Here is a 13377-nt window from a genome sequence, read left to right as displayed (position 1 = left end):
GGATAAAAGCGGCGGATCAGGTTCTGGGAGGCCAACTGCTGGCGTCCCGGTAGCGTCGGTCGAGTTCGGCCACCTGCGCGGCCAGCCCCGCCTCGTCGGTGGCATTGTCGATCACATCATCGGCGCGTGCCAGGCGCTCCTCGCGGGGCATCTGGGCCGCGACGATGGCGCGGGCCTGGGCTTCGTCGACATCATCGCGCGCCGCCGTGCGCGTAACCTGGATCGTCTCGGGCACATCGATGACCAGGCAACGGTCGACCATGGCGTCCTGGCCAGATTCGAACAGCAGCGGGGAAACCAGCAGTACGTAGGGGGCTCCCTGCGCCTGGAGCTGTTTCAGGTGCGCCGCTAGACGCTGGCGTATGCGCGGATGGGTGATGCGCTCCAGCTGCCGTCTTGCCTCGCCATCGGCGAAGACGAGCTCGCGCAGCGCACGGCGATCGAGGCTGCCGTCGGGGGCGAGGACGTCATGGCCGAAGTGTTCGGCAATCTCGGCAAGGGCCGGTTGGCCCGGTGCGACGATCTCGCGGGCCACGTCATCGGCATCTACCCAGGGGATGCCTCGTACGGCGAAGGCCCGTGCCACCGTGGACTTGCCCGAGGCGATGCCGCCCGTCACGCCGATGATCATGGTTGTCTCCTGGCTTGCTATATGGGTCTTGCCCATGGTGAGTTCAATACAGCAGCCCGGTATAGACCGCCATCAGCGGCTCGCCGGCCAGCAGAGCGATCCAGCCGGCCATCACCAGCCAGGGCCCGAAGGGCATCGGCGCACCGCGCAGGCGCGGGACGGCCAGCTGGATGAGAATGCCCACGATCGCCCCCGCACCGGCGGAGAGGATCAGTACCAGCGGCAGGGTTTGCCAGCCGAGCCAGGCGCCCAGGGCGGCCAGCAGCTTGAAGTCGCCGTAGCCCATGCCCTCCTTGCCAGTCACCAGTTTGAACAGCCAGTAGAAGCTCCACAGCACGAGGTAGCCGGCCATGGCCCCGATGACCGCCGACGGCAGCATCAACGGCTGGAAGAGCAGCTGGTAGAGTAGCCCCGCCCACAGCAGCGGCAGAGTGAGCAGGTCCGGCAGCAGCTGGGTGCGCAGGTCGATCACCGCCATCGCCAGCAGGGTCAGGCAGGCACCAAGAATGAACAGGGCCTCGAGGGACGGTCCGAAGAGGGCCAGTACCGTCACGGCCAGCACGCCCCCGGCGAGCTCCACCAGGGGATACTGGGGGCTGATGCGGGCATGGCAGTTGGCGCAGCGCCCGCGGCGCTTGAACCAGCCCAGCAGAGGAATGTTGTCGTGCCAGGCGATGGGCGCCTCGCAGCGTGGACATAGCGAACGAGGCGTCACCAGATTGAAGGGGGTCGCTTCTTCCGGTGGCAGTTCCAGGGCCTCACGGGCCTCGGCCCGCCAACCACGCATCAGCATCACCGGCAGCCGGGTGATCACCACGTTGAGGAAACTGCCCAGGCACAGGCCCAGGATGGCCGTCAGGGGCCAGAGCAGCCAGGGAGAGAGGTCGTCGAGCAAGGATGTGACTCCTGTCCAGTGGGATCCGGTCTGCATTGTATCGGGGGATGGCGCTGATTGCCCGGATGCTCGCGCCTCTTCGTGGGCTGTCCTGCACTGCGGCTTTCGTCTAGAATCGGCTCCTTCCATCTTCCAGGGGCATGATCATGACCCAGACGCTCGGACCGGTGATGCTGGATCTCGAGGGCCAGAGCCTGACGCCCGAGGAGCTCAAGCTGCTGGCGCGCCCCGAGGTCGGGGGCGTGATCCTTTTCGCGCGCAACGTTGCCTCGGCCGATCAGGTCCGCACCCTGTGTGACGAGATTCGTCGCGTACGCCCCGACCTGCTGCTGGCGGTCGATCAGGAAGGCGGGCGGGTTCAGCGACTGCGCGAGGGTGTCACTCGTCTGCCGCCCATGGGCCGCCTGGGGCGTGACTTTGCCCTGCAGCCCGAGGTGACGGTGCGTCTCTGCCAGGATGCCGGCTGGCTGCTGGGCATGGAGATGGCGGCCTGTGGCCTGGATCTCTCCTTCGCGCCGGTACTGGATGTCGACGGCGGCACCTCCAGCGTGATCGGTGATCGCAGCTTCTCCGCGGACCCTCGTGCGGTAGCGCGTCTCGGTCGTGCCTTCCTCGATGGCCTGCATGAGGCGGGCATGGTGGCGGTGGGCAAGCACTTTCCGGGCCATGGTGGCGTGGCGGCCGACTCCCATCATGAGCTGCCCGTGGATGGGCGCCCCCTCGACGTGCTGCGCCAACACGACCTGCTGCCGTTCGCCGAGCTTGCGCCTCGGCTCGATGCGGTGATGCCTGCGCATGTCGTCTATTCCGGTTTCGACCCGCGTCCGGCGGGCTTCTCGCCGGCCTGGTTGGGCATGCTGCGCGAGAGCCTGGGCTTCAAGGGTGTGATCTTCTCCGACGACCTGAGCATGGCCGGAGCGGCCGCCGCCGGCACGCCCGCCGATAGGGCCCGGATGGCATTGGCCGCGGGGTGCGACATGCTGCTGGTATGCAACGATCGCAGCGCGGCCCACGAGGTGCTGGATGCCTGCCGCGGCCATCGGGTGCCGCGCGCCAGGCGCCTTCGCTATGCCCGAGCCCGTCCCGACCTCACGTCGCTGGGAGCCCTGTCACGCTGGCGGCGCGTCCATGCGCGGCTCGAGGCGATGGCTGCCAACTGAACTGCCTTTCCTTTCTTTGTTTTTTCCCAAGAGCCGACCGACGATGTTCCGACTCGATGCCGATTCCCTGCCGTCCCTGACCGAGATGCACGAGGTGATGGACAATGCCGACTGCCTGATCTCTCAGCCCGAGGTCGAGCGTGCGCTGGACCGCATGGCCGATGAGATTACCCGTGATCTGGGAGACCGCCTGCCGGTCTTCTACTGCGTGATGAACGGCGGCCTGATTACCACCGGGCACCTGTTGACCCGGCTGGGCTTCCCGTTGGAAGTGGATTACCTCCACGCCACCCGCTACCGGGGTGGCCTGCGCGGTGGCGAGCTGTTCTGGCGTGTTTCCCCGGAGGTCCCCATGGCCGGTCGCCATGTGGTGATCGTCGATGACATCCTCGATGAGGGCGCCACCCTGGCGGCGATTCTCGACTATTGCCGGCAGGCGGGGGCGGCGAGCATCTCCACCGCGGTGCTGGTCGACAAGCAGCACGACCGCAAGGCGGTCCCCGGGCTGCGGGCCGACTACTGTAGTCTGGAAGTCGCCGACCGCTATGTCTTCGGTTTCGGCATGGACGTCAAGGGCTACTGGCGCAATGCGCCCGGCATCTACGCGCCGAAGGGGATGTAACCGCCCCTTCGGGGCGAGCGATAAGCCGTAAGCCATAAGAAAACCCCACGTGCTCAAAGCTCGTGGGGCTTTTCTTACAGCTTAGAGCTTACAGCTTACAGCTCAAGCCAGCCCCAACTCGTGGGTGGCTTCCTCGCGCATCTTGAACTTCTGGATCTTGCCGGTGACGGTCATCGGGAAGTCGTCGACGAATTTCACGTAGCGCGGGATCTTGTAGTGGGCGATCTGGCCCTTGCAGAAGGCCTTGAGCTCCTCCTCGGAGAGCGATTCGCCTTCGCTCAGCTTGACCCAGGCCATCACCTCCTCGCCGTACTTCTCGTCGGGTACGCCGATCACCTGCACATCCGAGATGGACGGATGGGTGTAGAGGAAGTCCTCGATCTCGCGCGGATAGATATTCTCACCGCCGCGAATGATCATGTCCTTGATGCGACCGACGATCGCCACATAGCCCTCGTCGTCCATGATGGCGAGGTCGCCGGTGTGCATCCAGCCGGCCTTGTCGATGGCCTTGTCGGTGGCCTCCGGATTGTTCCAGTAGCCGAGCATCACGCTGTAGCCGCGGGTGCAGAGCTCGCCGGTTTCGCCGCGGGCCACCGCGGCACCGGTGTCCGGGCTGACCAGCTTGACCTCCAGGTGGGGATGGATGGTGCCCACCGTGGTGACGCGCTTCTCCAGCGGTGCATCGGTCTGGGTCTGGGTGCTCACCGGACTGGTCTCGGTCATGCCGTAGCAGATGGTGACGTCCTGCATGTTCATGCGGTCGATCACATTGCGCATCACCTCGATGGGGCAGATGGAGCCGGCCATGATCCCGGTGCGCAGGCTCGAGAGGTCGAAGCTCTCGAACTCGGGATGCTCCAGTTCGGCGATGAACATGGTGGGCACGCCGTAAAGGGTCGTGGCCTTCTCCTCGGAGACAGCGCGCAGCGTCGCTTCCGCTTCGAAGCCGTCGCCCGGATAGATCATGGTGGCGCCATGGGTCACGCACCCCAGGTTGCCCATCACCATGCCGAAACAGTGATAGAGCGGGACCGGGATCACCATGCGGTCGTCTTCGCTGAGGTTCATGGTGCGCGCCACGAAGAAGCCGTTGTTGAGAATGTTGTGGTGGGAGAGGGTGGCGCCCTTGGGTGCGCCCGTGGTCCCTGAGGTGTACTGGATGTTAATCGGGTCGTCGAACTGCAGGGTGGCCTGAATGTCAGCCAGGTGATCGGCGGAGACCTCGTCGGCATGGGCCAGCATCTGCGGCCAGGTCAGCATGCCGGTCAGGGCGCGCTGTTCATCGAGGCAGATGACCCGCTTGAGCTCAGGCAGCTTGGCGCTGGAGAAGGTGCCGGGCGCACCGTCGCGCAGTTCCGGGGCCAGCTCGGCCAGGGTGGCGACGTAGTCGGACGCCTTGAAGGCCCCCTGCAGGACTAGCGTCGAGGCGCCCGACTGCTTGAGCGCGTACTCGAGCTCATGGGTGCGATAGCTGGGATTGATGTTGACCAGGATGGCGCCGATCTTTGCCGTGGCGAACTGGGTGATGGTCCACTCGGCGCAGTTGGGTGACCAGATGCCGACCCGGTCCCCCTTTTCCACCCCTAGGGCGAGCAGGGCGCGTGCCGCCTCGTCGACGGCCTGCTGCAGCGATTTCCAGCTGTAGCGAAGCCCCTGATGACGGCTGATCAGGGCGTCGCGCTCGGCGAAGCGCGCCACGGTATCATCGAAGCAGTCACCGATGGTCTGGCCCTTGAGGGGAGTTTCACTGATGCCGCTGACGTAGCTGATCGATCGATGTTGGCGTGTCATGGTGTTACTCGTCTTGTTGTGCCCTGTGGCAGTGTGCGTGAAACGGGGGATGACGTCGTGGTCGCCGGCACGCGTTTTATCTTCTTCTAGGCCTCGTGGCCGAGGTTGCGCAGGACTTCCCGGGCACGGTGATCCACGTCGTCGAGCTCCAGGCGCATCAGGCGGATGTCTTCCAGCTGCCGCTCGAGATTGGCACGCTTGTCGGCCAGTATTTCCAGCAGTCGCCACAGCTGGCGAGCATTTCCGTCGGGCATGGCGTCGTACATCATCACCACTTCGCGGATCTCGGCCAGCGAGAACCCCAACCGCTTGCCGCGCAGGGTCAGCTTCAGACGCACCCTGTCCTTCTCGCGGTAAATGCGCTTTTGCCCCTCGCGCCGCGGCGCCAGTAGCCCTTCCTGCTCATAGAAGCGGATGGTTCGCGGCGTGACCTCGAACATCCTGGCCAGTTCACCGATGCTGTAGTGCCGGTGCTGGCGAGGCAGAGCCTCCTGTGAAGCCTGATTGGCCTGGGCGGTTGGCTGTGTCATGACGTCTATCCTGTGACCGGGTGGTGAACCGGCGGTTTCCCACCTCGTATAGAAACACTAGACGAGGTTTACGTTAACGTAAAGTGCTTGTTCGACCATGGGGTGATATGGGATAAACCTAGCAAGTGCTAGGTTGGTGTCCAGCCGGCCGGGCAGGGCGGCGCTGCCAAAAAGTGTCAAGGCGACCTTTCCCCGTGTGTTCCGGGGCCCGGACAACAAGCACAACGATATGACTTACCCATTGCTGAACGAGAGTGATTCCCCATGGACTTCTCCCTGACCGATGACCAGAAGGCGCTGGCCGCGGCGGCCGCCGACTTCGCGCAGGCCGAACTGGCCGAACATGCCGCTGACTGGGACGCGCGCTCTCACTTCCCGGTGGACGTGATCCGCCGGGCCGGTGAGGCGGGGTTCCTCGGCATCTACACCCCGGAAGAGCACGGCGGCCTGGGCCTTTCGCGCCTCGAAGCCTCGCTGATCTTCGAGCAGCTGGCTCAAGGCTGTATCTCCACGACCGCCTACCTGACCATCCACAACATGGTGACCTGGATGATCGCCAGCTGGGGCGACGATGCTCTGCGCGAGGCCTGGGTCCCCGCCATGGTAGCCGGTGAGGCGCTCGGCTCCTACTGCCTGACCGAGCCCGGTGCGGGGTCTGATGCCGCCAGCCTGCGTACCAAGGCCGTCAGGGAGGGCAACGAGTATGTGCTCTCCGGCAGCAAGATGTTCATCTCCGGCGCGGGGGAGACCGAGGTGCTGGTGGTGATGGCGCGTACCGGTGCGCCCGATAGCGGGGCCGGCGGTGTCTCGGCGATCGTCGTGCCGGCCGATGCCGCCGGTGTCGAATACGGCAAGAACGAGGAAAAGATGGGCTGGAAGAGCCAGCCGACTCGCCTGGTCAGCTTCGATGGCGTGCGTGTGCCGGTCACCAATCGCCTGGGTGCAGAAGGAGAAGGGTTCCGGTTCGCCATGAAGGGCCTCGACGGCGGGCGCCTCAATATCGCCAGCTGCTCGCTGGGGGCCGCCCAGCAGGCGCTGACCCTGTCACGGGACTACCTCGCTGAGCGCAAGCAGTTCGGCCGCGAGCTCAGTCAGTTCCAGGCGCTGCAGTTCAAGCTCGCCGACATGGCCAGCGAGTTGACCGCCGCACGCCTCATGGTGCGTCATGCGGCCTGGCGCCTTGACCAGGGCGACCCCGAGGCAACGGCCCACTGCGCCATGGCCAAGCGCTTTGCGACCGACATGGGCTTTACTGTCTGCAACGAAGCCCTTCAGCTGCATGGCGGCTATGGTTACATCCGTGAATATCCACTCGAGCGTCTGGTCCGGGATACCCGGGTCCACCAGATTCTCGAGGGGACCAACGAGATCATGCGCCTGATCGTGGCCCGTCGCCTGCTGGCCGACGGCGTCATCGAATCGTTGCAATAGGAGATTCCAGATGTCGGACCTTGCAGTGCTCTTCGACGAGCTGCCCACCCGCGACGGCGGTCGTGTCGGCGTGGCGACCCTCAACGCCCCGAAGTCGCTCAATGCCCTGTCGCTGGAGATGATCCGCCAGCTCGATGCCAAGCTCGAGGCCTGGGCGGTGGACCGCAGCATCGTGGCGGTGTGGCTCGAAGGCAGCGGCGACAAGGCCTTCTGTGCCGGCGGTGATGTGGTGGCCCTCTACCGGTCGTTGACCGAAGAGGGCGAGAACCGCGGTGCCGGTCGTGACGGTCTCTTCGCCGAGACCTACTTTGCCACGGAGTATCGTCTCGACTACCGCATCCACACCTATCCCAAGCCGTTGATGGTCTGGGGCGACGGCATCGTCATGGGGGGTGGCCTGGGCCTGATGGCCGGCGGCTTTCAGCGCCTGGCCACCGAGACCACGCGCATCGCCATGCCGGAAATTACCATCGGTCTCTATCCGGATATCGGCGCCAGCTGGTTTCTGGGCCGCATGCCCCGCGGAGTGGGCGCCTACCTGGGCCTGACCGGCGCCCAGCTCAATGCCCGCGACGCCCTGGACCTGGGGCTCGCCGACCGCTTCATTCCACGCGATCGCCGTGCGGTGTTGCTCGCGGCCCTCACAGAGGCTGACTACGGCGATCGCAGCCTGGCGGCCCTGCGTGCCGGAGTGCAGACGGCGCTCGATGAGCATGAAGATCGCCGCGCCGCGCCGACCGGCCAGGTGTGGCCGCACCTCGACCACATCCAGACGCTGGTGGGTCGGGTGGATGCGGCCACGGCCGTCAGCCGCATTCTGCGGGATAGCGACGACGACAGCTGGCTTGCCGCCAACCGGGCGCGTCTCGAGGTTGGCTGCCCGATGAGCGCCGAGCTGGTGTGGCGGATGCTCGAACGCCACGCCCACAGCGGCCTCGCCGATGCTTTCCGTGACGAGCTGGGGCTCTCGGTGCAGTGCTGTCGCCAGGGGGACTTCGTCGAGGGGGTTCGCGCGCTGCTGGTCGAAAAGGACAAGTCGCCACGCTGGCAGCATGCCAGTGTCGCCGAGGTGCCCCAGGCCGATATCCAGGCCCTGATGACGCCCCTCTGGCCGAGCGAATCTCATCCCTTGCGCGACCTCGGCGTTGGCCACCGGGTCGGCTCACCTCGTCGCGCCTAGCCTGAACAACTCAAAATGCAACAGGAGCCATGCCAATGAATATCGCCTTTATCGGCCTCGGCAACATGGGCGCGCCCATGGCCATCAATCTGGTCAAGGCCGGCCATGACGTCACTGTCTTCGACCTGGTCGAAGGTGCCATCCAGTCCCTGGAAGCCGAGGGGGCCAAGCGCGCTGCCAGCGCCGAAGCCGCTGCCGCTGGCGCGGACGTGGTCGTTTCCATGTTGCCGGCGGGCGTACACGTCAAGGGGCTCTACCTGGGCCGCAACGGCGCGGCGGGGCTGCTTGATAGCCTTGAGGGCAAGCCGCTGCTGGTCGATTCCTCGACCATTGCCCCGGACGATGCTCGGCTGGTGGGTGCCGCCGCTGCCGAGCGCGGTTTTACCTATCTGGATGCCCCGGTCTCCGGCGGCGTGGGGGGCGCCAAGGCCGGTGCGCTGACCTTCATCGTCGGCGGCGAGGCAGCCGGCTTCGAACAGGCCAAGCCGCTGCTCGAGGCCATGGGCAAGAATATCTTCCATGCCGGCGAGGTGGGGGCCGGTCAGGTCGCCAAGATCTGCAACAACATGCTGCTGGGCATCCTGATGTCGGGCACCGCCGAGGCGCTGGCGCTGGGGGTGAAGAACGGCATGGACCCCGCCGTGCTCTCCGAGATCATGAAGCAGAGCAGTGGCGGTAACTGGGCGCTCAACGTCTACAATCCCTGGCCGGGCGTGATGGAAGGTGCTGCCGCTTCCCGTGACTATCAGGGTGGCTTTCTCACCGACCTGATGGCCAAGGACCTGGGGCTCGCCTGGGAGCTGGCACTGGGCTCGAAGTCCACCGTGCCCATGGGGTCTCAGGCCCGCAACCTGTTCGCCCTGCACAGCGCCCAGGGCAGCGGCCAGCTCGATTTCTCGAGCATCCAGACGCTCTATCGCCAGGGGGAAGATCGCTGAGTCGACACCCCATGCGACACCTCGCCGGCTACAAGCGCAAACCGATAGCGGGCACAATCCAGTGCCCGTTTCGTCGTTGAGAGCCTGCATGAGCGCACCCGCCAACTCTTCTTCCTCCCCTTCCTCTGCCCCGCGGCCAGGCCCCGTCCGTCGCGAACTCCTCGAAGGGCCCATCGGCCTGACGCTGCTGCGCAAGTGCCTGCCGGTGGTCGGCGGCATGATCGCCATGATGAGCTTCAACCTGGTGGATACCTGGTTCATCTCGCGCCTCGGTACCGAGGAACTGGCGGCGGTAGCCTTTACCTTTCCGGTGGTATTCACGGTGATCAGCCTGGCCATCGGCCTGGGGATCGGGACCTCGGCGGTGGTGGCGCGTCGCCTGGGGCAGGGCAACCTGGAGGCGGTGAGACGGCGCGCTACCGACGCCGCTCTGCTGGCCTTGGGCGTGGGGCTCGGCATGACGCTGCTGGGACTTGCCACCCTGGAGCCGCTGTTCCGTCTTATGGGGGCCGATGATCTGCTGATGCCGCATATCCGCGACTATATGGGCATCTGGTACTTCGGGGCGGCGGCGGTGATTGTGCCGAGGGTGCTCAACAGCATCTTGCGCGCCCATGGCAATACCGCCACCCAGGGGCTGATGATGGTGCTGGCGGCGGGGGCCAATGTGCTGCTGGACTGGTGGCTGATTTTCGGCATCGGTCCCTTTCCGGCGCTGGGGGTTTCCGGCGCGGCGCTCGCCACGGTATTGAGCTGGGGCCTCATGGCCGGCGTGCTGGTCGTCCAGCGCGAGCTGCGCCAGCTCTTCGACCTGGCCGGGCTGACGTGGCAGGGCCTGGCCGCCTCGTGGCGCGAGCTGGGCCGCATTGCGGGGCCGGCAGCGCTCACCAGTGTCTTCACACCCATTGCGCTGGGACTGATAACCCGCATCGTGGCCGGTCACGGCCATGATGCGGTGGCGGGCTATGGTGTCGGTACGCGTATCGAGGCGATCTCGCAGATCGCCGTGCTGGCGCTCTCCATGACCCTGTCACCGTTGGTCAGCCAGAATGCCGGCGCCGGACAGCTCGACCGCGTACGCCGGGCGATCCTGGGCTGCTTCGTCTTTGTGCTGGCCTGGCAGCTGCTGGTGTGGGCCTTGCTACAACTGCTGGCGCCCTGGCTGGTGGCGGGATACGCGGAGCGCGAGGCGGTCGGGGAGGTATTGCGCCATTTTCTCTGGCTGGTACCGCTGGGGCTCGGTGCTCAGGGCGTGGTGATCCTTGCGGTCTCCTCCTTCAATGCCCTGCATCGTCCCGCCAGGGCCATGCGCCTGTCGGTCATCAGGCTCTTTGCGCTGACCGTACCGCTGGCCTGGCTGGGCGGACGGCTGGCTGGCAGCACTGGCATCTTCGCCGGCATTCTCGCCGCCAACCTGCTGGTCGCACTGCTTGCCTGGTGGCAGATCCGCAGCGAGCTGGCACGCCAGGCGCGACACGCCTCGGCTCGGGTGTGAGTGAATACGTGACGATGGACTTGGCAGATGCTCCCGCTTGGTCTACATTTGATGAAAATGTAGAAATTGTCAGCACGCCAACCGAGGATACCCCATGAGCCAGATCACCCCCGTTACCTGGGATGACCCCTTCCGCCTCGTCGACCAGCTCTCCGAGGACGAGCGCATGGTCCACCAGACCGCCCATGACTACTGTCAGGAAAAGCTGCTGCCGCGGGTGCTGGAGGCCAATCGCCACGAGCACTTCGACCGCGAGATCATGAACGAGATGGGCGAGCTGGGGCTGCTTGGTGCGACCATCGACGGCTACGGCTGCGCCGGTCTCAACTATGTCAGCTACGGCTTGATCGCCCGTGAGGTGGAACGCGTCGACTCCGGCTACCGCAGCGCCATGAGCGTTCAGTCGAGCCTGGTGATGTATCCGATCCATGCCTTCGGCAGCGAGGCTCAGCGCGAGAAGTATCTGGGTAAGCTTGCCAGCGGCGAATGGGTGGGGGCCTTTGGCCTTACCGAGCCGGATCACGGCTCTGACCCGGGCGGCATGAGCACCCGTGCGACGCGCACCGATGGCGGCTGGCGCCTCAACGGCACCAAGACCTGGATCACCAACTCGCCCATTGCCGATGTCTTCGTGATCTGGGCCCGCGACGACGAGGGCGTGGTCAACGGCTTCATCCTCGAGAAGGGCATGAAGGGGCTCTCGGCGCCCAAGATCGAGGGCAAGTTCAGCCTTCGCGCCTCCATCACCGGCCAGATCGCCATGCAGGACGTCGAGGTCTCGGATGAGCAGCGCCTGCCTAACGTCACCGGGCTGAAAGGGCCGTTCTCCTGTCTCAACCGTGCCCGCTACGGTATTGCCTGGGGCACCATGGGGGCCGCCGAGGCCTGCTGGCATGCCGCCCGTGACTATACCCTGGAGCGCAAGCAGTTCGGCCGTCCGCTGGCGGCCAACCAGCTGATCCAGAAGAAGCTTGCCGACATGCAGACCGAGATCGCCCTGGGCCTGCAGGCGTCGCTGCGCGTCGGCCGCATGATCGACGACGACCAACTGGTGCCGGAAGCCATCTCGCTGATCAAGCGGAACAACTGCGGCAAGGCGCTGGATATCGCCCGGGTGGCGCGTGACATGCACGGTGGCAACGGGATCAGCGATGAATACCATGTGATTCGCCATGTGATGAACCTCGAGGCGGTGAATACCTACGAGGGCACCCATGATGTCCATGCCCTGATCCTCGGACGCGCCCAGACCGGCATTCAGGCCTTTACCGGTTGATCCGCCAGGACGAAATCGGCTGAAGATAACGAGGGGCGCTGGATCAGTCCCGAGTGCGCTGAACGTGAGCAAGGAGCTCCAGATGAGTGGACCGCTTGAGGGCATCACGGTGCTCGACATGTCGCGTGTGCTGGCTGGCCCCTGGGCCGGCCAGTTGCTCGCTGACCTCGGGGCCCGGGTGATCAAGGTCGAACACCCGTCGCGCGGCGATGACACCCGCGGCTGGGGGCCACCCTGGCTCGCCCAGCAGGACGACGCTGAGCGGGTGGCGGCCTACTTTCTGTGCGCCAACCGTGGCAAGCAGTCGCTGGCCGTGGATATTGCCACCGAGGGCGGACAGGAACTGATCAGGGCCCTGGCGAAGGGTGCCGATATCCTGCTCGAGAACTTCAAGGTCGGCGGCCTGGCCCGATACGGGCTCGACTACGCCAGCCTCAAGGCGATCAACCCGCGCCTGATCGGCTGCTCCGTCACCGGTTTCGGCCAGGACGGCCCCTATGCCCATCGCGCCGGCTACGACTTCATGATCCAAGCCATGGGTGGTCTGATGAGCCTCTCCGGCGAGCCCGACGGCATGCCCATGAAGACCGGCGTGGCCATCACCGACGTGATGACCGGCCTTTACGCCACGGTGGGCGTGCTGGCCGCGCTACAGGAGCGTGCGCGCACCGGCCGGGGGCAGCATATCGACCTGGCGCTGCTCGATGTTCAGGTGGCCACCCTGGCCAACCAGGCACTCAATGCCCTGGTCGCCGGTCGTTCGCCCGAGCGCCACGGCAACGCCCATCCCAACATCGTGCCCTATCAGGCCTTCGCCTGCGCCGATGGTCACCTGGTGGTCACGGTGGGCAACGATAGCCAGTTCGCACGGTTTGCCGACCTGCTGGGTCATCCCGAATGGGCAGAGGATCCCGCCTATGCCACCAACGCGGCTCGGGTCGGCAATCGCGAAGTGCTGGTCTCGCTCATTCAGGGAATCCTGCTCGAGCGTGACCGCGACGACTGGTTGACCGAGATGGAGGCGCGCGGCATTCCCGCCGGGCCCATCAATACCTTGACCGAGGTCTTCGACGACCCCCAGGTGCGTCATCGCGGCATGCACCGGACATTGCAGCGTGGTGACCTAAAGGTGCCTCAAGTCGCCAATCCGCTGCGTTTCGACGGCGAGCCCGCCACCAGCGATATGGCGCCGCCGGGGCTCGGTCAGGACAGCGATGCGCTCCTCGCCGAGATGGGGCTGACGCCCGAGGATATTGCCAAGCTCAGAAAGGCGGGGGTGATGAGATAGCGGCAAGCAGCCAAGCAGCCAAGAAAAGCCTCCAGCAGAGCCTGAACTGACCCCCAATAGTTGGACGGTTCATTCAGCCGGCGATCAAGGTCTGAGTCCTGTACTGTACGGGGCTCAGACCTTTTAGTTTCAGCCTG

13 protein-coding genes are annotated in these 13377 nt (G+C 65.5%); 8 read left to right on the top strand and 5 right to left on the bottom strand.

Features of this window, described 5'->3' with window-relative positions; genetic code table 11:
- Positions 1 to 16 precede the first annotated feature (16 nt).
- Both coaE and FHR95_RS03635 read right to left on the bottom strand, forming a co-directional pair.
- Positions 17 to 631 (bottom strand): dephospho-CoA kinase, encoded by a 615-nt coding sequence (gene coaE, locus FHR95_RS03640; RefSeq protein WP_183313412.1) that lies wholly within the window; start codon positions 629 to 631, stop codon positions 17 to 19.
- A 43-nt stretch (positions 632 to 674) separates the two neighbouring features.
- The gene (locus FHR95_RS03635) at positions 675 to 1526 is read right to left on the bottom strand and encodes a prepilin peptidase (protein ID WP_281380732.1); all 852 of its coding nucleotides are present in this window, start codon (positions 1524 to 1526) and stop codon (positions 675 to 677) included.
- Between the two features lie 146 nt (positions 1527 to 1672).
- Between FHR95_RS03635 and nagZ the strand changes: the two genes are divergently transcribed.
- Entirely contained in the window at positions 1673 to 2686 is a 1014-nt protein-coding gene (nagZ, locus tag FHR95_RS03630; RefSeq protein ID WP_183313410.1) for a beta-N-acetylhexosaminidase, read from the top strand.
- A 43-nt stretch (positions 2687 to 2729) separates the two neighbouring features.
- Entirely contained in the window at positions 2730 to 3308 is a 579-nt protein-coding gene (locus FHR95_RS03625; RefSeq protein WP_183313409.1) for a hypoxanthine-guanine phosphoribosyltransferase, read from the top strand.
- Positions 3309 to 3410: 102 nt separating this feature from the next.
- On the opposite strand, the gene FHR95_RS03620 is transcribed toward FHR95_RS03625, so the two are convergent.
- Positions 3411 to 5102: an AMP-binding protein gene (locus FHR95_RS03620; protein ID WP_183313408.1), complete on the bottom strand. Its 1692-nt coding sequence runs from the start codon at positions 5100 to 5102 to the stop codon at positions 3411 to 3413.
- Between the two features lie 86 nt (positions 5103 to 5188).
- On the bottom strand, positions 5189 to 5632 hold the full coding sequence (locus FHR95_RS03615; protein WP_082042710.1) for a MerR family transcriptional regulator: 444 nt from the start codon (positions 5630 to 5632) through the stop codon (positions 5189 to 5191).
- Between the two features lie 264 nt (positions 5633 to 5896).
- Between FHR95_RS03615 and FHR95_RS03610 the strand changes: the two genes are divergently transcribed.
- The 6 genes from FHR95_RS03610 (at position 5897) to FHR95_RS03585 (ending at position 13240) form a co-directional block, all read left to right on the top strand.
- Positions 5897 to 7063, top strand: coding sequence for an acyl-CoA dehydrogenase family protein (locus FHR95_RS03610; RefSeq protein ID WP_040187121.1), 1167 nt, complete (start codon positions 5897 to 5899; stop codon positions 7061 to 7063).
- A gap of 10 nt (positions 7064 to 7073) precedes the next feature.
- A complete protein-coding gene (locus tag FHR95_RS03605) occupies positions 7074 to 8243 on the top strand; it encodes an enoyl-CoA hydratase/isomerase family protein (RefSeq protein ID WP_183313407.1) in 1170 nt (389 codons plus the stop codon).
- A 35-nt stretch (positions 8244 to 8278) separates the two neighbouring features.
- Positions 8279 to 9181 (top strand): 3-hydroxyisobutyrate dehydrogenase, encoded by a 903-nt coding sequence (gene mmsB / locus FHR95_RS03600; RefSeq protein ID WP_183313406.1) that lies wholly within the window; start codon positions 8279 to 8281, stop codon positions 9179 to 9181.
- Positions 9182 to 9269: 88 nt separating this feature from the next.
- On the top strand, positions 9270 to 10676 hold the full coding sequence (locus FHR95_RS03595) for an MATE family efflux transporter (RefSeq protein ID WP_183313405.1): 1407 nt from the start codon (positions 9270 to 9272) through the stop codon (positions 10674 to 10676).
- Between the two features lie 94 nt (positions 10677 to 10770).
- Entirely contained in the window at positions 10771 to 11952 is a 1182-nt protein-coding gene (locus FHR95_RS03590) for an acyl-CoA dehydrogenase (protein ID WP_183313404.1), read from the top strand.
- Between the two features lie 82 nt (positions 11953 to 12034).
- A complete protein-coding gene (locus FHR95_RS03585) occupies positions 12035 to 13240 on the top strand; it encodes a CaiB/BaiF CoA transferase family protein (RefSeq protein ID WP_183313403.1) in 1206 nt (401 codons plus the stop codon).
- Positions 13241 to 13313: 73 nt separating this feature from the next.
- Here the strand turns inward: FHR95_RS03585 and FHR95_RS17400 are convergent.
- Positions 13314 to 13377: IS3 family transposase (locus tag FHR95_RS17400; protein ID WP_183313722.1), on the bottom strand; the 64-nt coding region annotated here is incomplete at its 5' end.

The organism is Halomonas fontilapidosi (assembly GCF_014192285.1).
Taxonomy (GTDB): Bacteria; Pseudomonadota; Gammaproteobacteria; order Pseudomonadales; family Halomonadaceae; genus Halomonas; species Halomonas fontilapidosi.
Note: the sequence above shows the minus strand (reverse complement) of the source record. Positions and strands in the feature narration are given on the sequence as shown.

What these genes read in the sequence shown, in the direction of transcription:
- FHR95_RS03620 (WP_183313408.1), bottom strand. Translation starts at nt 5,102, where the DNA reads ATGACACGCCAACATCGATCGATCAGCTACGTCAGCGGCATCAGTGAA.
- FHR95_RS03615 (WP_082042710.1), bottom strand. Translation starts at nt 5,632, where the DNA reads ATGACACAGCCAACCGCCCAGGCCAATCAGGCTTCACAGGAGGCTCTG.
- mmsB (WP_183313406.1), top strand. Translation starts at nt 8,279, where the DNA reads ATGAATATCGCCTTTATCGGCCTCGGCAACATGGGCGCGCCCATGGCC.
- FHR95_RS03625 (WP_183313409.1), top strand. Translation starts at nt 2,730, where the DNA reads ATGTTCCGACTCGATGCCGATTCCCTGCCGTCCCTGACCGAGATGCAC.
- FHR95_RS03610 (WP_040187121.1), top strand. Translation starts at nt 5,897, where the DNA reads ATGGACTTCTCCCTGACCGATGACCAGAAGGCGCTGGCCGCGGCGGCC.
- coaE (WP_183313412.1), bottom strand. Translation starts at nt 631, where the DNA reads ATGATCATCGGCGTGACGGGCGGCATCGCCTCGGGCAAGTCCACGGTG.
- FHR95_RS03595 (WP_183313405.1), top strand. Translation starts at nt 9,270, where the DNA reads ATGAGCGCACCCGCCAACTCTTCTTCCTCCCCTTCCTCTGCCCCGCGG.
- FHR95_RS03605 (WP_183313407.1), top strand. Translation starts at nt 7,074, where the DNA reads ATGTCGGACCTTGCAGTGCTCTTCGACGAGCTGCCCACCCGCGACGGC.
- FHR95_RS03585 (WP_183313403.1), top strand. Translation starts at nt 12,035, where the DNA reads ATGAGTGGACCGCTTGAGGGCATCACGGTGCTCGACATGTCGCGTGTG.
- FHR95_RS03590 (WP_183313404.1), top strand. Translation starts at nt 10,771, where the DNA reads ATGAGCCAGATCACCCCCGTTACCTGGGATGACCCCTTCCGCCTCGTC.
- nagZ (WP_183313410.1), top strand. Translation starts at nt 1,673, where the DNA reads ATGACCCAGACGCTCGGACCGGTGATGCTGGATCTCGAGGGCCAGAGC.